At 31.4% G+C, this 18,625-nt stretch carries 20 protein-coding genes; 19 read left to right on the top strand and 1 reads right to left on the bottom strand.

Annotated features, from left to right (window positions below):
- The first annotated feature begins 181 nt into the window (after positions 1-181).
- The 19 genes from ACQ3F0_RS26130 to ACQ3F0_RS26040 all read left to right on the top strand — a co-directional run bounded on the left by ACQ3F0_RS26130 (position 182) and on the right by ACQ3F0_RS26040 (position 16,440).
- The gene (locus tag ACQ3F0_RS26130; RefSeq protein ID WP_428868761.1) at positions 182-1,339 is read left to right on the top strand and encodes a 1-propanol dehydrogenase PduQ; all 1,158 of its coding nucleotides are present in this window, start codon (positions 182-184) and stop codon (positions 1,337-1,339) included.
- 212 nt (positions 1,340-1,551) lie between these two features.
- Positions 1,552-1,902 carry an ethanolamine utilization microcompartment protein EutS gene (gene eutS / locus ACQ3F0_RS26125; protein ID WP_428868760.1) on the top strand — a complete coding sequence of 117 codons (351 nt, stop codon included), beginning with the start codon at positions 1,552-1,554 and terminating at the stop codon, positions 1,900-1,902.
- Positions 1,903-1,922: 20 nt separating this feature from the next.
- The gene (locus ACQ3F0_RS26120) at positions 1,923-2,348 is read left to right on the top strand and encodes a EutP/PduV family microcompartment system protein (RefSeq protein ID WP_428868762.1); all 426 of its coding nucleotides are present in this window, start codon (positions 1,923-1,925) and stop codon (positions 2,346-2,348) included.
- A gap of 52 nt (positions 2,349-2,400) precedes the next feature.
- Complete coding sequence (locus tag ACQ3F0_RS26115; RefSeq protein ID WP_428868759.1) at positions 2,401-2,985, top strand: ANTAR domain-containing response regulator; 585 nt, start codon at positions 2,401-2,403, stop codon at positions 2,983-2,985.
- Positions 2,986-2,990: 5 nt separating this feature from the next.
- Positions 2,991-4,412 carry a sensor histidine kinase gene (locus tag ACQ3F0_RS26110; protein WP_428868758.1) on the top strand — a complete coding sequence of 474 codons (1,422 nt, stop codon included), beginning with the start codon at positions 2,991-2,993 and terminating at the stop codon, positions 4,410-4,412.
- A gap of 111 nt (positions 4,413-4,523) precedes the next feature.
- A complete protein-coding gene (eutA, locus tag ACQ3F0_RS26105; protein ID WP_428868757.1) occupies positions 4,524-5,957 on the top strand; it encodes an ethanolamine ammonia-lyase reactivating factor EutA in 1,434 nt (477 codons plus the stop codon).
- Positions 5,958-5,990: 33 nt separating this feature from the next.
- Entirely contained in the window at positions 5,991-7,358 is a 1,368-nt protein-coding gene (locus ACQ3F0_RS26100; protein ID WP_428868756.1) for an ethanolamine ammonia-lyase subunit EutB, read from the top strand.
- A 15-nt stretch (positions 7,359-7,373) separates the two neighbouring features.
- Positions 7,374-8,252, top strand: coding sequence for an ethanolamine ammonia-lyase subunit EutC (gene eutC, locus ACQ3F0_RS26095; protein WP_428868755.1), 879 nt, complete (start codon positions 7,374-7,376; stop codon positions 8,250-8,252).
- 30 nt (positions 8,253-8,282) lie between these two features.
- Entirely contained in the window at positions 8,283-8,939 is a 657-nt protein-coding gene (gene eutL, locus ACQ3F0_RS26090) for an ethanolamine utilization microcompartment protein EutL (protein ID WP_428868754.1), read from the top strand.
- 14 nt (positions 8,940-8,953) lie between these two features.
- Entirely contained in the window at positions 8,954-9,574 is a 621-nt protein-coding gene (locus ACQ3F0_RS26085) for a BMC domain-containing protein (protein ID WP_428868753.1), read from the top strand.
- A gap of 5 nt (positions 9,575-9,579) precedes the next feature.
- Positions 9,580-11,043 carry an acetaldehyde dehydrogenase (acetylating) gene (locus tag ACQ3F0_RS26080; RefSeq protein WP_428868752.1) on the top strand — a complete coding sequence of 488 codons (1,464 nt, stop codon included), beginning with the start codon at positions 9,580-9,582 and terminating at the stop codon, positions 11,041-11,043.
- Between the two features lie 62 nt (positions 11,044-11,105).
- Complete coding sequence (eutM, locus tag ACQ3F0_RS26075) at positions 11,106-11,390, top strand: ethanolamine utilization microcompartment protein EutM (protein WP_428868751.1); 285 nt, start codon at positions 11,106-11,108, stop codon at positions 11,388-11,390.
- Positions 11,391-11,488: 98 nt separating this feature from the next.
- Positions 11,489-12,250 carry a cobalamin adenosyltransferase gene (locus ACQ3F0_RS26070; protein WP_428868750.1) on the top strand — a complete coding sequence of 254 codons (762 nt, stop codon included), beginning with the start codon at positions 11,489-11,491 and terminating at the stop codon, positions 12,248-12,250.
- 14 nt (positions 12,251-12,264) lie between these two features.
- Positions 12,265-12,927 carry a phosphate propanoyltransferase gene (gene pduL / locus ACQ3F0_RS26065; protein ID WP_428868749.1) on the top strand — a complete coding sequence of 221 codons (663 nt, stop codon included), beginning with the start codon at positions 12,265-12,267 and terminating at the stop codon, positions 12,925-12,927.
- A gap of 2 nt (positions 12,928-12,929) precedes the next feature.
- Positions 12,930-13,754: an ethanolamine utilization protein EutJ gene (eutJ, locus tag ACQ3F0_RS26060; RefSeq protein ID WP_428868748.1), complete on the top strand. Its 825-nt coding sequence runs from the start codon at positions 12,930-12,932 to the stop codon at positions 13,752-13,754.
- A 16-nt stretch (positions 13,755-13,770) separates the two neighbouring features.
- Positions 13,771-14,517, top strand: a complete 747-nt coding sequence (locus ACQ3F0_RS26055) for a hypothetical protein (protein WP_428868747.1) — start codon at positions 13,771-13,773, stop codon at positions 14,515-14,517.
- A gap of 16 nt (positions 14,518-14,533) precedes the next feature.
- Positions 14,534-14,821, top strand: coding sequence for a EutN/CcmL family microcompartment protein (locus ACQ3F0_RS26050; protein WP_428868746.1), 288 nt, complete (start codon positions 14,534-14,536; stop codon positions 14,819-14,821).
- Positions 14,822-14,862: 41 nt separating this feature from the next.
- The gene (gene eutH / locus ACQ3F0_RS26045) at positions 14,863-15,948 is read left to right on the top strand and encodes an ethanolamine utilization protein EutH (protein WP_428868745.1); all 1,086 of its coding nucleotides are present in this window, start codon (positions 14,863-14,865) and stop codon (positions 15,946-15,948) included.
- A gap of 36 nt (positions 15,949-15,984) precedes the next feature.
- A complete protein-coding gene (locus ACQ3F0_RS26040; RefSeq protein WP_428868744.1) occupies positions 15,985-16,440 on the top strand; it encodes a cupin domain-containing protein in 456 nt (151 codons plus the stop codon).
- 60 nt (positions 16,441-16,500) lie between these two features.
- Here ACQ3F0_RS26040 and galT read toward each other — a convergent pair whose 3' ends face one another.
- The gene (gene galT / locus ACQ3F0_RS26035; protein WP_428868743.1) at positions 16,501-18,009 is read right to left on the bottom strand and encodes a UDP-glucose--hexose-1-phosphate uridylyltransferase; all 1,509 of its coding nucleotides are present in this window, start codon (positions 18,007-18,009) and stop codon (positions 16,501-16,503) included.
- Between the last annotated feature and the right edge of the window lie 616 nt (positions 18,010-18,625).

The following is an 18,625-nucleotide window of genomic DNA, read 5'->3' as shown; positions in this document are numbered from 1 at the left end:
CCAGGAATTTAACGTCAATAACTCTATTCAAAATAATTTAGTTTCACTAGTTAGGGTTTACACTAAAAAATATGAATATTCGTATATGTTTTTATACTTTTATAATACGAGGAATTTATAAATTTTTCTCAAAATATAAAGTTTTAAAAACTGTTTTAAAGTATATTGAAGGAGGGATAATTTGAAAACATTTAGCGTAAAAACTAAAATTCATTTTGGTTCGGGTGCATTACAATATTTAAGTGGATTAAAATGCGATAAAGTTTTAATTGTTACAGATCCGTTTATGATGAAAGCAGGTTTCATTGAAAAAGTAACGGAACAACTTAAAAAGGCAGATATTAACTTTGAAGTTTTTTCTGATATTGTTCCAGACCCACCTCTTGAAGTTATTGTTGAGGGGATCAAAGCGTTAGAAAAAGCTAATCCTGATATTATTATTGCATTAGGTGGAGGTTCTGCAATTGATGCATGTAAAGCAATTTTTTATTTTGAGGATATGGTAAAGAAGAAGTTGAATTTAAAGGTACGTGATAAAAAACTTAAATTTATTGCTATACCAACTACTAGTGGTACTGGTTCAGAAGTCACTGCTTTTTCTGTAGTAACTGATCGAGAGAAAAACGTAAAATACCCTTTAGTAGATGAAGCTTTAATTCCAGATGAAGCAATACTGGATGCAAGTTTAGTAAAATCAGTACCTAGCTCAATTACTGTTGATACAGGTATGGATGTGTTAACTCATGCAATGGAAGCTTTTCTATCCATTAATGCATCAGATTGTTCAGATGCTTTATCAGAAAAAGCTATAAAGCTAGTTTTTGAATATTTACCAAAAGCATATAAAGATGGTAATGATGAGGAAGCGAGAGAAAGAATGCATAATGCATCATGTATAGCTGGTATGGCATTTACAAATGCTTCACTAGGAATAAATCATAGTATGGCACACATATTAGGAGCTAAATTTCATATTCCACATGGTAAAGCTAATGCATTATTACTACCTTATATAATAGAATTTAATGCGAATATCCAGAATGATTTTAGTAGAAATTATACATATGCTGCTCATAGATATGCTAAAGTTGCAAAATTATTAGGTTTATCTTCTACTAACGTAAGAGTTGCAGTAAGGAATTTAATAAACACAATTAAAATGTTAAATAAAAACCTTGGAATTCCTAGCAGAATTAGAGAGATGGGAATTTCACAAAAGGAATATGAGGCAGAGATTAATAACTTGTCTTTAGCCGCATATGAAGATGGATGTACAGCTACAAACCCAAGAAAGCCAACTGTAGATAATTTGAAAGAACTATTTAGAAAAATCTATTGAAAAAATCATAATTTTAAAAAAATTCAGATATTATTTGACAAAATTCTTAGATTCAGATATAATTAAGTCAAATAAAATCGAATTTGAAATGCTTTGCACAACGAGGTGCATCATAATAGTAAGCAATGGGGCTTTTTGAAAATATTAAACCATAATATTTTTGAAAAGCCTTTTTATAATTATTTACCTAGAATTGAAAAGACAAGAAGGTGATGATATTGGAAGAAAAACAAAGGATAATTCAAGAATACGTCCCTGGTAAACAAATTACTTTAGCTCATTTAATAGCAAATCCAAATGAGAGTGTATATAAAAAGCTAGGTCTTACAGATGAGTATAACGAAGCAATTGGGATTTTGACCATTACGCCTAGTGAAGCAGCAATAATTGCTGCAGATGTAGCTACCAAAGCTGCAGGTGTGGATATTGGATTTGTAGACAGGTTTAGTGGTTCGTTAGTAATAACCGGAGATGTGTCAAGTGTAGAGTCAGCTTTGAAAGAAGTATTAAATATGCTTTCTAACATACTTTCCTTTACTACTTCAGTAATCACTAGATCTTAGGAGGTATATACTTGGATAAAATGATGCTCATTGGGAAGACTGGCTGTGGAAAGACGACCTTAACTCAGGTTCTACATGATGAGAATATTAGTTATAAAAAAACCCAATCTATGATATATAATAAGAATATAATTGATACTCCTGGAGAATACATTGAGAATAGGTCATTGTATAGAGCATTAATAGTTTCTTCCGCTGATTGTGATGTGATAGCTTTAGTTCAAGATTGTGCAGAAAAGGATAGTATTTTCCCACCAAATTTTTCATCAGTATTTGTTAAGCCGGTAATAGGGATTATTACAAAAATTGATTTATGCAAGGAAGAAAAAAATATTGAAAGAGCTGAAAAGTTATTAATAGACGCTGGGGTACAAGAGATATTTAGGATAAGCTCTTTTGATAAAAATGGGATTGATGAAGTAAGAGGATTTTTGGATAGAAAATAATCTTTAAGTTTAGATGGCACAAAAATATCATTTATTCAAAAGAGGTGAAAAAATGAGTAAAAAAATTGTAATAGCCGATGATGAACCTATTACAAGAATGGATTTAAAGGAAATTTTAGACGAAGCTGGCTACAATGTTGTAGGTGAGGCCTCAGATGGGTTTGATGCAATTGAATTATGTAAAGTTCATAAACCTAATTTGGTTTTGATGGATATTAAAATGCCATTGTTAGATGGAATAAATGCTACAAAAATTATATTGAATGAAGAACTTGCGGATTCTGTAGTGCTATTAACTGCGTACAGCGGAAAAGAATTTATTAGTAAAGCAAAAGAAGTAGGAGTCTTAGGATATTTAGTTAAACCAGTAGATGATAAATCTTTACTTCCAGCAGTAGAAATAGCATTATCAAACAGTAGCGAGATGAAAAAAATGAAAAAAGACTTTAAAAAGGTTAATGAAAAGTTAGAAGCAAGAAAGTTAATAGAGAAAGCTAAAGGAATTATTATGAAGCAATATAATATTGATGAAGAAAAGGCTTTTTCTAAGATTAGGACACTTAGTATGAATAAAAGATGTTCAATGCAGGAAATTTCTAAAGTAATAATATTGAATTATGAATGTAATCTAAGGTGATTAAGATGAAAAAGACTAAAGAATTATGTTATAAGTTTACTAATTTGAGTGAAGAAGATATAGAAAAACTTATACAAATTGCAAATATACTTCCATTGATAGCTAATATTGTTAAGGCAGATGTATTTATTAATTGTCTAGTTAAAAATAGCGGTAAAGCAATTGTAGTGGCTGAAGCAAAACCTGTAAATCATTATTCAATGTATGATAATTCAGTAGTAGGTGAATTTGCTTTAAGAGGTAATGAACCTGCTGTCATAAGGACTTTAGAGGTAGGGATAGCTACCAGAGATTTAAAAGCAGTAACTCAGGAACAAAAATCAGTAAAACAAACAGTAGAGCCTATTAAAAATAAAGATGGGAAAACTATTGGAGTATTAATAATAGAGAAAGATATTACTGAAAAGATTATAAAAAACAGAAAGCTGGAAATTTTAGCAGAAACTAATGAGCAACTAACTAATGAGCTTAGAGAGAAGAGTAATGATGAAAATAATATAACTTATCATATTGACGATGCATTTCTAATATTCAATAGCATTGGAGCTGTAATTTTTAGAAATCCAGTTGCCTACGAGTTATATAAAAAGTTAGGATATAAAGATCCATTATTTGGTATGAATTTTAATAATCTTTCTCTTGATGGAAATAAATTCAAAGATATAATAATGAATAAAGATTGTGAAGTTTTTGAAGTAAATATAGGGAATTTTGTTCTTCAAATTAAGTATATTGTCCAACATGGTGAAAATTTAAATTTGATTATGCTAATAAAAGATATTACCGATGTAAAACAAAAGGAAAAGGAATTAATATTAAAATCTGTTGCCATCAAAGAAATACATCACAGAGTAAAAAATAATTTGCAAACTATTGCTAGTTTATTAAGACTTCAATCGAGAAGAACTGAAAGTGATGAGTTCAAAAATGTACTTAGTGAAAGTATGAATAGAATACTAAGTATCGCTGCAACTCATGAAATACTTGCACAAGAAGGTATTGATGAAGTAGATATAAAAGATGTTATTCTCAAGATAAAAGATGGCTTAGTAAAAAATAATTCCTTTGAAAACACTTATATTGATATAAATGTTAAAGGCAATGGATTTCCAATTAATTCTGATAAATCAACATCAATTGGTCTAATAGTAAACGAGCTATTGCAAAATTGCTTAAAACATGCATTTCAAGGAAAAGAAAATGGAAGCATCGAGATTCAAATTGATAAAGGGAATTTATATTCTACTGTTTCAATAATTGATAATGGTATTGGATTTGATATAAATTCCGTTGAATCAAAAAGTTTAGGATTAAGCATTGTAAAAGGATTGGTTAAGGATAAACTTAATGGAAATTTAAGTATTCATTCAGATTGCAATGGTACAAAAGTATTATTTGAGTTTGAAAGATTAGAATATTTAGTATAAGCACAATGAGGTGTTTATTAATTAAGAAAAGGCAATGAAGCCCAGAGTTATTATTTATAGCTCTGGGCTTTTTATATTTAAAATTTACTGAGAATGAGAGGAAGTAATAAAATGAAGGAGGAAATTTTAAGTGTTGGCATTGATTTAGGAACTTCAACAACTCAGCTTGTATTTAGTAAACTCACAATCGAAAATTTAGCATCAAGTTTTTCAATACCCAAAATAACTATAGTGGATAAACAAATAATTTATAGAAGTAATATTTATTTTACACCTCTTATCACCCATGAAAAAATAGATGGAGAAAAAATAAGAGTATTAATTGAGAATGAATATAAAACCGCAAATATAAAACCTTCTGAGGTAAAGACTGGGGCGGTAATAATTACAGGGGAGACAGCCAGAAAAGAAAATGCAAAGGAAGTTCTACAAACATTGAGTGGACTTGCTGGAGACTTTGTTGTTGCTACAGCAGGGCCAGATTTAGAATCGATTATAGCAGGAAAAGGAGCTGGGGCAGATAAAATTTCAAAGGCTGAAGACTGTACTGTTGTAAATTTAGACATTGGTGGAGGTACAACTAATATTTCTGTTTTTAAAGATGGAGAAATCGTTGATACTGGATGTTTAGATATTGGTGGAAGGCTAATAAAAATAGATAAAATAACAGGAAAAATAATTTATATTGCTCAAAAGGTAAAGAAATTATCTAAAAGTAAAGGAATTAATATTGAAGTAGGTCAGATAGCTGATAAAGATAAAATTGAAAAAATAGTTTTAGAAATGGTGAAATTACTTAAAGAATCTATTGGAATGAAAGATAGAACAGAAGAGTATGAAATGATTATTACAAATAAAGGGATAAAAGCAGATTATAACATTGATTATATTACATTTTCAGGAGGAGTTGCTGACTATGTATATGGCTCAGATGGTGAATTATGGAATGAATATGGAGATATTGGAGTTCTTTTAGGACAATGTATCAAGAATTCTAAAATGTCAGATAAATCAAAGCTAAAAAGATCTTCAGAAACTATAAGAGCTACTGTTGTAGGAGCTGGATCACATACAACAGATATTAGCGGAAGTACTATAACATATACAGAAGATGCTTTTCCAATTAAAAATCTGCCTATCTTAAAATTGTCAAATGAAGATGAAGTAAATGGATTTGCTAGTATTAGTAAGGCTATTGATAAAAAGCTTGAGTGGTTTAATTTAGAAAATGAAACTCAGCAGGTTGCCGTAGCTATTAAGGGAATGGAAAATCCTAGTTTTATAGAAGTTCAACAGTTGGCAGAAGCAATTATTAATGGGCTAAAAAAGCATATGAAAAAAGAATGTCCTATCATTTTAATTGTTGAGAGTGACATCGCTAAAGTTCTTGGACAAACATTATATAAACAATTAAATAAAGAAAAAGGAATTATTTGCATAGACAGTATTAAGGTTGAAAATGGTGACTATATTGATATAGGAAAGCCGTTAGCTAATGGAAAGGTTGTCCCTGTAGTCATTAAAACTTTAGTATTTAATTCATAAATTTGTCTAATAAAAGTTAAAGGAGGAAACAAAGTGATTTTAAAAACAAAAGTGTTTGGTAAAGTGTACAGCTTTACCTCAGTTAAAGATGTTTTAGCAAAAGCAAATGAAGAAAAATCCGGTGATAAACTTGCTGGAGTTGCAGCTGAGAGTGCTGCAGAAAGAATTGCTGCGAAACAAGTTTTAGGTAATCTTACTTTAGGAGATTTAAGAAATAATCCAGTTATCCCTTATGAGGAGGATGATGTAACTAGAATTATTCAAGATGATGTAAATGAAAAAATTTATAATGAGATAAAAAATTGGAGTGTAGCTGAGTTAAGAGAATGGATATTAAAAGAGACTACTACTGGTGCAGATATTAGAAGAATCAGTAGAGGTTTAACAAGTGAGATAGTTGCAGCTGTTGCAAAACTTATGTCAAATATGGATCTTATTTTAGGAGCTAAAAAGATAAGAGTTACTGCTCATTGTAATACAACTATTGGTTTAGACGGAACTTTTTCAGTAAGACTACAACCAAATCATCCAACAGATGACCCAGATGGAATTATTGTTTCTTTATTTGAAGGATTATCTTACGGAATTGGGGATGCAGTTATAGGATTAAATCCAGTTGATGATACTGTAGGAAGTGTTAAGAGAGTATTAGAAAAATTTGAAGAGATAAAACAGAAATGGCAGATTCCAACTCAAAACTGTGTACTTGCCCATGTAACAACGCAGATGGAAGCTGTTAAGCAAGGTGCGCCAACAGATTTGATTTTCCAAAGTATAGCTGGTTCTGAAAAAGGTAATGAGGCATTTGGTTTTACTTCTCAAATCATAGAAGAAGCAAGGCAATTAGTTCTTAAGGAGGGTACAGCGACTGGACCAAATGTTATGTACTTTGAAACAGGACAAGGTTCTGAATTGTCTTCAGATGCTCATTTTGGTGCAGACCAAGTGACGATGGAAGCTAGATGTTATGGATTTGCAAAGAGATTTCAACCATTCTTGGTAAACACAGTTGTAGGATTTATCGGTCCAGAGTATTTATATGACAGCAAACAAGTTATAAGAGCTGGTCTTGAAGATCACTTTATGGGTAAATTATCAGGTCTTCCAATGGGAGTAGATGCTTGCTATACAAACCATATGAAAGCTGATCAAAATGATATAGAAAACTTAGCAGTTTTACTAGCAACTGCAGGTTGTAACTATGTTATGGGTATTCCTCACGGAGATGATGTAATGCTTAACTATCAATGTACAGGATACCATGACTCTGCAGCTATAAGAAGTCTACTTGGATTAAGACCAATAAAAGAATTTGATCAATGGTTAGAGAAAATGGGAATTTCAAAAGATGGAAAGTTAACTTCAAGAGCTGGAGATGCATCTATATTTCTTAAAAAATAGTAAGGAGGGAAATCTATGTTTTCAGAAAAGGATTTAAAACAATTAGTAGAACAAGTGTTAGTTGAGATGACTACAAAGGAAGATATAAAAACTGAAATAAGTAAAACTGATAAATGTTGTCAAGTTGAAGAAGGAATGTTAGAAGATTTAACAGAAGTTGATATTAAAAGTCAATTATTAGTAGAAAGTGCTGAAGATAAAGAAGGATATTTAAAAATGAAAAAACACACTCCTGCAAGAGTAGGTATTGGAAGAGCAGGAACAAGATACAAGACAGAAACTATGCTTAGATTTAGAGCAGACCATGCTTCAGCTCAAGATGCTGTTTTTACAGATGTATCTGAAGAGTTTATAAAAGAGATGAATTTATTCTCTGTAAAAACTAAATGTGCAGACAAAGATGAATATTTAACTAGACCAGATTTAGGAAAAGTTTTTGACGAAGAAGAGATTTCAATAATAAAAGAAAAATGTGACAAAAGACCAACTGTTCAAATATATGTTTCTGATGGACTAAGTTCAACTGCTATAGAAGCTAACATAAAGAATGTACTTCCTGCATTGGTACAAGGTTTAGAAGGTTATGGAATAAATGTTGGAACTCCATTCTTTGTTAAGTATGGTAGAGTTGGGGCTATGGATGTTATATCACAAGAACTTGATGCAGATATAACTTGTGTACTCATAGGAGAAAGACCTGGTCTTGTAACAGCAGAAAGTATGAGTGCTTATATAGCATATAAAGCAACTGTTGGAATGGCAGAATCAAGAAGAACTGTTCTTTCGAATATTCACAAAGGCGGGACTCCACCTGTTGAAGCTGGTGCTCATTTAGCTGATATCATTAAAAAAATGCTTGAAGAAAAGAAGAGTGGCGTAGATTTAAAATTATAATTTTAATTATTATCCAAGGAGGAAAGTTAAATGAAAGGTGATGCATTAAAAACAAGTATACTAAGTATAAAAATCATATCAAATGTAAATGCTGATATGGCAAAAGAATTAAATCTTGATAGTGATTTAAGAGCAATAGGTCTTATAACTACTGATTGTGACGATGTAGGGTATACTGCAATTGACGAAGCAACAAAAAAAGCTGATGTTAAAGTGGTTTATGCAAAATCAATGTATGCAGGAGCAGGAAATGCTAGTACAAAATTAGCTGGAGAATTTATTGGAATTTTAGCAGGACCGTCACCAGCAGAAGTTAGAAGCGGATTAAATGCAGCTGTAGATTTTATAGAAAGCGGTGTAGCAGCTTTTTATAGTGCAAATGAAGATGACAGTATTCCTTATTACGCTCAGTGTGTCTCAAGAACAGGTTCTTATCTTTCTGAATCTGCAGGAATACAAGAAGGGGAAGCTTTAGCATATTTGATAGCACCACCACTTGAGGCAGTTTACGCATTAGATGCAGCTATGAAAGCAGCAGCAGTTGAAATGAAGACATTCTTCGGCCCTCCATCTGAAACAAACTTTGGAGGGGGATTACTAACAGGTAGCCAATCTGCATGTAAAGCAGCTTGCGATGCATTTGCAGCAGCTGTTAAATATATAGCTGATAATCCTACTGAGTATTAATAAAGGAATAGTTAATGAATAATTCGGCTATAGGATTAGTAGAAACTTATGGGTACATTGGTGCTATTGAAGCCTCAGATGTATGCTTAAAATCTGCAAATGTAGAACTTGTTGGCTGCGAATTTGTAACAGGTGGAATTGTAACTATCCAAATTACTGGTGATGTTGCAGCAGTAAAAGCGGCAATAGAAGCTGCTGAAATTGCGGTTAAAAAAGTCGGAACATTGAGGACAACACATGTAATAGCTAGAACTTCAGAAGATGTTTGGAAAATGCTAAAGAAAGAAAAAGAAGATAATAAAGAAAAAGAAATTGAAAATGAAGAGCCTAATCAAGAAACAAATAATAGAGTAGTTGAGGTAGTAGAAGAAACTTCAATAGATGATAGCTATGAAATAACAGAAAATATTGAAAAATTACCTGAAAATACTATCGTAGTGAAAAATGATGAAGTAAATGAAGAAGAAGGCACATCTGTTATAGATAGAAGAGATGAGTTGGAGAATATGAAAGTTTCTGAACTGAGAACTTTAGCTAGAAATATTAAACTTACTTCTTTAACCAAAAAGCAAATTAAGTTTGCAAAAAAAGATGAACTTGTTAAGGCTATAATTCAATTTTATGAAAGGAGCTAATGGCTTTGGAAAATTTAGATAAAGATTTAATGTCAATTCATGAAGCGAGAACTTTGATTGCGAAAGCTAAAAAAGCTCAACAACTATTTACAGATTTTAGTCAAGAAAAAGTAAATGACATTATAAAGGCTGTAACAGAAGCTGCAGAAGCTGAGTCTGAAAGATTAGCGAAAATGGCTCATGAAGAGACAGGTTTTGGAATATGGCAAGATAAAGTAATAAAAAATAAATTTGGTAGTAGAACAGTTTATGAGCACATAAAAGATTTAAAAACTGTTGGAATCTTAAAAAACGATAAAGAAAAAAGAATTATGGAAGTTGCTGTTCCTGTAGGAATAATAGCTGCACTGATTCCATCAACAAATCCAACATCTACAACAATGTTTAAAGCACTAGTATCTTTAAAAGCTGGTAATGCTGTAATTTTTTCACCACATCCAAATGCAAAGAAATGCATTATAGAGACAGCTAAGATATTGAATGATGCAGCGATTAAGGCGGGAGCACCTGAAGGATTAATAGGATGCATGACTGTTCTTTCAATCCAAGGAACTAGTGAATTAATGAAACATAAAGATATTGCATTGATTCTTGCAACTGGTGGAGAAGCTATGGTAAATGCCGCGTACAGTTCAGGTAATCCAGCTATTGGAGTAGGACCAGGAAATGGACCAGCTTTTATAGAGAAATCTGCAGATGTACAATTGGCTGTAAAGAGAATACTTGATAGTAAAACTTTTGATAATGGTACAATTTGTGCTTCTGAACAATCAATTGTAGTTGAAAAATGCATGAAAGCGAAAGTTATGACTGAACTTCAAAAACAAGGTGCTTATTTCCTATCAGAAGAGGATTCAGACAAATTGGGTAAATTTATTTTAAGAGCTAATGGCACTATGAATCCTGCTATTGTAGGAAAAAGTGTTCACGTAATAGCAAATTTAGCTCATTTAAATGTACCAGAAAACACTAGAGTTTTAATTTCTGAGCAAACAAGTGTTGGAAAATTTAATCCATATTCAAGAGAAAAATTAGCACCTATTCTTGCTTTCTATGTTGAAGAAGATTGGGAAAAAGCTTGTAAGAAATGTATAGAGCTTCTTATGAATGAAGGAAAAGGACATACTCTAGTATTACACTCAAATAATGAAGAGATAATAAAGGAATTTGCACTTAAAAAACCTGTTTCAAGATTACTTGTAAATACTCCAGGAGCTTTAGGTGGAATTGGTGGAAGTACAAATCTTGTTCCTTCATTAACACTAGGATGTGGAGCAATTGGTGGAAGTGCAACTTCTGATAATGTTGGACCTATGAATCTTATTAATATAAGACGAATAGCATACGGAGTAAGAGAATTAGAAGAGTTGAGAGGCAGTGCTATAGAGGAAACTAATGGTGCTATCCCTGACAAATACATTGATTTAATCGTAAATAAGATATTAGAAAGATTAGCTAATCAAAAATAAAAATGTTTTACATTAAACTTATTAAAATAAAAAAATTAACCCAAAATTAGGAGGAAATAAAAATGGCAAACACAAATGCATTAGGAATGATTGAAACAAAAGGATTAGTAGGAGCAATTGAAGCAGCTGACGCAATGGTTAAAGCAGCAAATGTAACTTTAGTTGGAAAAGAGCAAATCGGTGCAGGACTAGTAACTGTAATGGTAAGAGGAGATGTTGGAGCAGTTAAAGCAGCTACTGATGCAGGCGCAGCTGCAGCAGAAAGAGTAGGGGAATTAATTTCAGTTCACGTAATTCCAAGACCTCACAATGAAATGGAAGCTATTCTTCCAAAGAGTGAAGCATAATTTATAGCTTTAAAAGGAATGGAACTTTAAAGAATTATATACTGCTTTAAAGTTCCATATCCACTTAAGGAAGAGACATTCATAAAGGATGTGAAATAATGAGCTTATTGACTGAATCTAAAATTAGAAAAGAACTTAGAGATAATGAAATAACAGAATATAGAGTTAGCAAAAAAGATATTATAACTCCATCTGCTAGGGCTTTTCTAAGTCAAAAGAATATAAAGTTAATAATTGAAGATGATGAAAAGAAAAAAGATGAAAAAATAAGTAAAGTTAATGATCCCCAAAAAAATAAAGGTATGATGCCTAGATTTGAAAACATCTATGGAGGGTATTTTGAAAATAAACCTGAATTTATGACATCATTATTTGGAAATAAATTGGTGTATAAAGATCATCCTAGAATAGAATTAAGGGGAGAGTTAGACAGCGTTCAAGCTGATATATTACAAACTCAGTTCCTTGCTAATAAAGGTAAGAAAGCTAACCTTGTTAAAGATTTAGAAGAGGTACTTTCTGTTGTAAGAAATATAATGAAGGCTGAAATTCTAAATGAAGAATTAGTTATTGATAAAATCTTAGGAATGACTGAAGATGAAATTAGATTTACTTCTCATAATCCAAAAAAATATTTAGGAGTAGAACATGATTTTTATCCTAAATACGACTTAGGAGAATGTTATCTAGCATTGAATTCTTTAAGAACTAGAATTAGAGGGGTAGAAATTTCAGCTATAAAAGCCTTTAAGGACAATTATGGAAATGTTGAAAGAATTGATATATTAAGGGTTTTAAATAGATTAAGTAGTTGCTTTTATGTTATGATGCTTAGGCTAAAAGCAGGTCATTACAAATAAGGAGTTGAAAATAAATGCACATAAATGATGCGAATATTGATTTAATCGTTGACAAAGTTGTAAGTTTTTTAGACATTAAATGTGCTGAAAAAAAGGATACTATACCAGTTGAAGCTTCAGGACGACATGTACATCTTAGTCAAGAACATGTAGAAATGCTTTTTGGAAAAGATTATGAGCTTACTCAAAAAAGAGAACTTTCTCAACCGGGACAATATCTTACTAATGAAAAAATAACATTAATTGGTCCTAAAGGAACTATTCATAATGTATCAGTTCTAGGACCTGCAAGAAATAAAACTCAGATAGAGGTTTCACAAACGGATGCTAGAATTTTAGGAGCGAAGGCACCTGTTAAAGAGTCGGGGGATATTTCAGCAAGTGCACCAATAGTGATAGCTACATCTAAGGCTGTAGTGAAATTGGATGAAGGTCTAATAATTGCAAAAAGGCATATACACTTAACTCCTGAGGATGCTAAAAGATTTAATGTAAGAGATAAAGAAATAGTTGGACTAGAAATATTAAGTAATAGATCTGTAATATTCAAAGATGTGGTAGTTAGGGTAAGTCCTAAATTCAATACTTCTGCTCATATTGATTATGATGAAGCTAATGCGTGTTCTTTTGCTAATGGAATGGAAGCTAAAATAATTAAACTTCAAAGGGGTATATAGTAATGAGTACATTAAATAGAGTTGATGAATTAATCAGCGCTGTTGAAAAAACTATAGAAAATCCTAAGAAAAATTTTAATGGTGAGAATATCTATGTTGGTGTGGATTTAGGTACTGCATATACAGTTATTGTGGTTCTTGATAAGGATAAGACCCCTATTGCTTGTGAAATGGAATTTGCTCAGGTTATAAAAGATGGACTTGTTGTAGATTACATTGGAGCTTTAAACATTGTAAAAAGATTAAAGAAAAAAATTGAGGACAAATTAAACATTGAACTTACCAAGGCTGCAATAGCTGTTCCACCTGGTACTGGTAAAAGAGATACACAAACCCATGTATATGTAGTTGAAGGAGCTGGCATGGAAGTTGTTTCAATAGTAGACGAACCAACTGCAGCAAATGAAGTTTTACAGGTTAATAATGGTGTTGTCGTGGATGTAGGTGGAGGAACAACTGGCCTTTCTGTTTTCTTAGATGGGGAAGTGGTTTATACTGCTGACGAAGCAACTGGAGGAACACAGCTTTCACTTGTAGTTGCAGGAGGATACAAGATTAGCTTTGAAGAAGCTGAAGAGAGAAAAAAGAAAAAAGAAAACAAGCATGAGATTCTAACAATGGTAACTCCAGTGATTCAAAAGATAGCAACAATTGTTAAAAGACACATTAATGATTTTAATGTAAACGAAATATATCTGGTTGGAGGAACTTGTTGCTTGGAAGGCTTTGAAAAAGTTATTGAAAAGGAAACTGGCATAAAGACAATAAAACCACAAAATCCATTTTTGGTAACTCCATTGGGGATTGCAATGAATTGTAGTAAATAGAAAGGAGGTAATGTAAATGGATTTGGAAAAGTTAGTTGACATGATTACAAAGGAAGTTATGAGAAAAATAAAAGAATCTATGGAATCAGAAAATAGTATTGTTAATCGTCCAAGCATTCTTATTGTTGAATCATCTCAAAGTGATATATATAGTAATCTTGTCAGCAAGATAGATTCTAATAAGTATTTAATTCATTCGAAAGAGGATATGAATAGTAATCTTGATTCTTATGATAATATTATTATAGGTTCTATAAATAATAGAGAACTTGCAAACTTGGCACTAGGAGTACAGTTTGGTGAAAAGGAAAAAATAATAATCGACTCAATATTACTAGGAAAGGATATTTTCTTAGTAGAGGAAGGAATTGAATACAGAAAATACAAAGATAAGGCCAATAAAATATTCTATTCTTTGTATAGAGAATATGAAAATAAACTTATAAATTATGGTATTAAACTTGTTAAAGAGGATATTATAAGTAAAATAAGCAGTGATAAAAAGATAAACAACATTGAAAGAATTGAATCTATTGGTTTTACTGCAATTGAAAATAAAGAGGACAATACCAAATCTAATGTAATTAATGATGAGATGCAAATCTTTGATTTCAGTAAAAAAAGATTGATTACTGAAGCTGAATTAAGAAAAGCATTTAATAAAGGTATGGAGGGAGTAAAGCTTTCCTCTAAAACAATATTAACACCTCTTGTAAAAGATTTTATTAGAATGAACAATATTAAAATTATCCAAATTAAATAAAAGGAAGGATATTATTGTGATTATAGGAAATGTTGTTGGAAATGTATGGGCTACAAGGAAAGATGAAAATTTAAGAAGTTTCAAGCTTCTTGTTGTGAAGCCAATGAAATTTAGTGAAGATAAAGATTCTGACGTATTTGTCGCTGTAGACAGTGTTGGAGCTGGAATTGGAGACACTGTTCTTGTTTCCAATGGTAGTGCTGCAAGGGTATCCCTTTATAATGATAACGGAGGAACACCAGTTGATGCTACAATAGTTGCAATAATTGATACAGTAGATATTGATAAAAGTTCATTGGAATAGTTAAGATATGAATAAAAATAATAAATTTTAGGAGGTTTCTCATGGGTATTAATGAAATCATTTTATATATTATGGTAGTATTTATGATTTTAGGAGCAGTTGATAAAATTATTGGTAATAAATATGGTTTAGGTGAGCAGTTCGAAGAAGGATTTATGGCAATGGGTTCATTAGCATTAGCTATGGTTGGGGTTGTATCTTTGGCACCTGTTTTAGCTAAAATCTTAAAGCCAGTGGTAGTTCCTGTTTACACAGCCCTTGGAGCAGATCCAGCAATGTTTGCTACTACACTTTTAGCAAATGATATGGGAGGATATCCTTTAGCATTGGAAATGGCATCTTCTCCAGAAGCGGGAGTTTTTGCAGGATTGATTCTTGGTGCAATGATGGGACCAACAATTGTTTTCACTATACCAGTTGCTCTTGGAATTATTAAAAAAGAAGATCATAAATTCTTAGCAAAAGGTGTACTTGCAGGTATGATTACTATTCCAGTAGGAAGTTTCTTTGGTGGATTAGTTGCAGGCTTTGATGTTTCAATGATTTTAAGCAACCTTGTACCTATAGTTATTTTTGCAGCTCTTATTGCAGTTGGTTTATGGTTGATTCCTGAGAAGATGATAAATGGATTTAGTATATTCGGTAAAGGTGTTGTAGTAGTAATCACTATTGGTCTTGTTGCAATTATAATTGAAACTTTAACTGGATTTGTTGTAATACCAGGTATGGCACCAATATCTGATGGTATAGAAATCATAGGAGCAATAGCTATAGTTCTTGCTGGAGCATTCCCAATGGTATTTGTTATAACAAAAGTTTTCAAAAAGCCTTTAATGAAGCTTGGTGGATTATTAGGTATGAATGATAAAGCTGCAGCTGGTATGGTAGCAACTTTAGCTAATAACATCCCAATGTTTGGTATGATGAAAGATATGGATGATAGAGGAAAAGTTATAAACGTTGCTTTTGCAGTAAGTGCTGCCTTTGTATTTGGTGATCACTTAGGATTTACTGCTGGTGTTAATAAAGAAATGATTTCAGCTATGATAGTAGGAAAACTTATTGGTGGTATTACAGCTGTAATGGTTGCAATGTTAATTACTAGAAAGACTGCTGCAGAAAAATAGAAAAGACTTTGAAGTGATTCGGGAGGTATTTAGAATATGGAAAATATAGATTCAAAAGTATTAGAAGAATTAGTTAGAAAAATAATTGAAGAAAAATTATCTAATAGCAATAATAATGAAGACTTTGAGAGGCATATAGATCCAAGTGGTATTATGTCTATTAAAACTGCTACAGTTAAACCTGAGAAATTTGATACAGGTAAAGAAGGAGATAAAGTCTATCTAAAGGATGTAATGAGTGTTGAAGAAAGTCCGAGACTTGGCTGTGGTATCATGGAAATGGAAGAATCGGCCTTTGACTGGACATTAAAATATGATGAAGTTGATTATGTTATTGATGGAACTTTAGAAATTATTATTGATGGAAGAAAAGTAGTAGGGAATAAAGGGGATATAATTTTTATTCCTAAAAACTCTACAATACAATTCTCTGTACCAGAGTTTGCAAGATTCATGTATGTAGTATACCCAGCTAACTGGGCAGATCAATAGTAATAACGCATAAGAAGAGAGCTGATAGTTTATCGGCTCTTTTCTTAATTAATAAAGGAACTAATTAATTGTTTCAATAAACTTAAGGAAAGCATTTTGACCTTTATCATTTCTTTTGAATACTCCAGCATGTTCAAGGACAGTCATAAATTTTATACCTACTTCCTTTTGTAATATTTTAAAAGCATCTTTTTCAGTGAAGGGATTGTAAGATATTCTAAGGGATTCTACCCATTCAGAGTGTTTTAGTAAATCTTCTTCTTCAATTAATAAGTCTTTTCTAACTAAATACTTTCCTAATCTATTAAGCTCTGATTTTAATCTAGCGGGTAATACTGCTAGTCCCATAACTTCAATAAGTCCTATGTTTTCTTTTTTGATATGATGAACTTCAGCATGAGGATGGAATATACCTAAAGGATGCTCGTCACTTGTTCTATTGTTTCTCATAACTAAATCTAATTCAAATAGTTCCTTTCTTCTTCTAGCTATAGGAGTAATTGTATTATGAGGAGTAGCATCAGTTTCAGCATATATTTCTACTGTTACATCACTGTATGTTCTCCAATTTTTAAGGATAATTCCTGCTGCTTCTGCTAATTCTTCTTTATTTTTAGACTGAATTCTAAGTACAGACATAGGCCATTTAACTATACCAGCTTTTATTTTAGGGAAGTTTTTAAGTTTAACTTCTTTTTCTATAGAAGCTTTAGCCATTGCAAATTCATAGTGCCCACCTTGGAAGTGATCATGAGAAAGTATTGAACCACCAACTATTGGCAAATCAGCATTTGAACCGATAAAGTAATGTGGAAAAATATCTGTAAATTGAAGTAATCTATCAAAAGATGATTTAGTGATTTTCATTGGAGCATGTTCACCTTTGAAAATTATGGAATGCTCATTATAGTATACATAAGGAGAATATTGCAAAAACCATTTATCACCTGTTAACTCAATAGGAATGATTCTGTGGTTACCTCTAGCAGGGTGATTAACTCTTCCTTTATATCCTTCGTTTTCTTTACATAGTAAACATTTTGGATAAGATGTTGATTTCATATTTTTTGCAGCAGCGATTGCTTTAGGATCTTTCTCAGGCTTAGATAAATTTATAGTTATGTCTAAATCTCCATATTGAGTTTCAGATTTCCACACTAGGTTCTTTGCTATTCTATCAGTTCTTATATAATTAGATGATTTGCTTAAATTGTAAAAATAATCAGTTGCATCGATTGGATTTGATGCATACTTATGGTTGAATTCAGTTATAACCTCTGATGGTCGAGGCATAAAACAATTCATAATTTCTGTATCTAGTAGATCTCTAAAAACAGGGGTATTGTTTTCTATAAGATTGTTATTATAAGCCCAATTTAAAATGTTATCTAATATCGAAGATAATTTAAGCGTGTTACTATAGTCATCCTTTATATATTTTACTTCATCCAATTTCAAAACAGATAATAATCTATTAGTAGAGTAGATAATATCATTCTCAGTAATTAAATTATTTTGTAATGCATAATTAACTAATTTGCTTATTTCAATGTTAATATCAAAATCCATTTAAAGTGGCCTCCTGTAATGTAGCTATTATTTTTGACATAGAAAAGGTTTTCTATTTTCCTATATTTGGGGGCTAGGTAGATAAACCTAGTGTAATAAGAAAATTGTTTAGTATAAACACATAGAAAACCTTTTCTATGCTTCTAACTTAATTTTATCAAATAATAAAATAATATGCAAGAAATACATTTTTGTTTTAAGTATTGTGAAAATAAATAAGCATTATGAGCAATAATTATAAATTGCGAAGAAAAACGCTTTGCAATTTATAGTGACAAGTTGCAAGTGATAAGTCACAAGTTATGGATACCTTTCGTAAACAAAAGCTTTTAATTAAATAAAAGATAAAAAGATTCCTTTTGCATAGCAAAAGATCAGATTTTCAGTTAGCGAAGCTAACAAAGGCTTGATTAAAGATTTTCTGCAAGAAAATCAACCTTAACTTGTCACTGTTTTAGTTCGCCTTTTATTTCAAGTACGACTTTATTTTTGTATAGACCAGTTATAAAAAGTCAATAATTTTTTTCGAAAAATTTATTTTAAAAAATGGTACACTTAATAAACCATCATTTTTAAACAAACAATGGACAAAGATTAGTTTGGTAATGTACGTTAA

The sequence above is a fragment of the Clostridium sediminicola genome, from assembly GCF_050402865.1.
Classification (GTDB): domain Bacteria; phylum Bacillota; class Clostridia; order Clostridiales; family Clostridiaceae; genus Clostridium_AF; species Clostridium_AF sediminicola.
This window is presented reverse-complemented; position numbering and strand designations above follow the sequence as displayed.

Excerpts from the sequence above, each read along its gene's own strand:
- eutS (WP_428868760.1), top strand. The coding sequence starts at position 1,552 with ATGATATTGGAAGAAAAACAAAGGATAATTCAAGAATACGTCCCTGGT.
- ACQ3F0_RS26120 (WP_428868762.1), top strand. The coding sequence starts at position 1,923 with ATGATGCTCATTGGGAAGACTGGCTGTGGAAAGACGACCTTAACTCAG.
- ACQ3F0_RS26115 (WP_428868759.1), top strand. The coding sequence starts at position 2,401 with ATGAGTAAAAAAATTGTAATAGCCGATGATGAACCTATTACAAGAATG.
- ACQ3F0_RS26110 (WP_428868758.1), top strand. The coding sequence starts at position 2,991 with ATGAAAAAGACTAAAGAATTATGTTATAAGTTTACTAATTTGAGTGAA.
- eutA (WP_428868757.1), top strand. The coding sequence starts at position 4,524 with ATGAAGGAGGAAATTTTAAGTGTTGGCATTGATTTAGGAACTTCAACA.
- eutC (WP_428868755.1), top strand. The coding sequence starts at position 7,374 with ATGTTTTCAGAAAAGGATTTAAAACAATTAGTAGAACAAGTGTTAGTT.
- eutL (WP_428868754.1), top strand. The coding sequence starts at position 8,283 with ATGAAAGGTGATGCATTAAAAACAAGTATACTAAGTATAAAAATCATA.
- ACQ3F0_RS26085 (WP_428868753.1), top strand. The coding sequence starts at position 8,954 with ATGAATAATTCGGCTATAGGATTAGTAGAAACTTATGGGTACATTGGT.
- eutM (WP_428868751.1), top strand. The coding sequence starts at position 11,106 with ATGGCAAACACAAATGCATTAGGAATGATTGAAACAAAAGGATTAGTA.
- ACQ3F0_RS26070 (WP_428868750.1), top strand. The coding sequence starts at position 11,489 with ATGAGCTTATTGACTGAATCTAAAATTAGAAAAGAACTTAGAGATAAT.
- pduL (WP_428868749.1), top strand. The coding sequence starts at position 12,265 with ATGCACATAAATGATGCGAATATTGATTTAATCGTTGACAAAGTTGTA.
- eutJ (WP_428868748.1), top strand. The coding sequence starts at position 12,930 with ATGAGTACATTAAATAGAGTTGATGAATTAATCAGCGCTGTTGAAAAA.
- ACQ3F0_RS26055 (WP_428868747.1), top strand. The coding sequence starts at position 13,771 with ATGGATTTGGAAAAGTTAGTTGACATGATTACAAAGGAAGTTATGAGA.
- eutH (WP_428868745.1), top strand. The coding sequence starts at position 14,863 with ATGGGTATTAATGAAATCATTTTATATATTATGGTAGTATTTATGATT.
- ACQ3F0_RS26040 (WP_428868744.1), top strand. The coding sequence starts at position 15,985 with ATGGAAAATATAGATTCAAAAGTATTAGAAGAATTAGTTAGAAAAATA.
- galT (WP_428868743.1), bottom strand. The coding sequence starts at position 18,009 with ATGGATTTTGATATTAACATTGAAATAAGCAAATTAGTTAATTATGCA.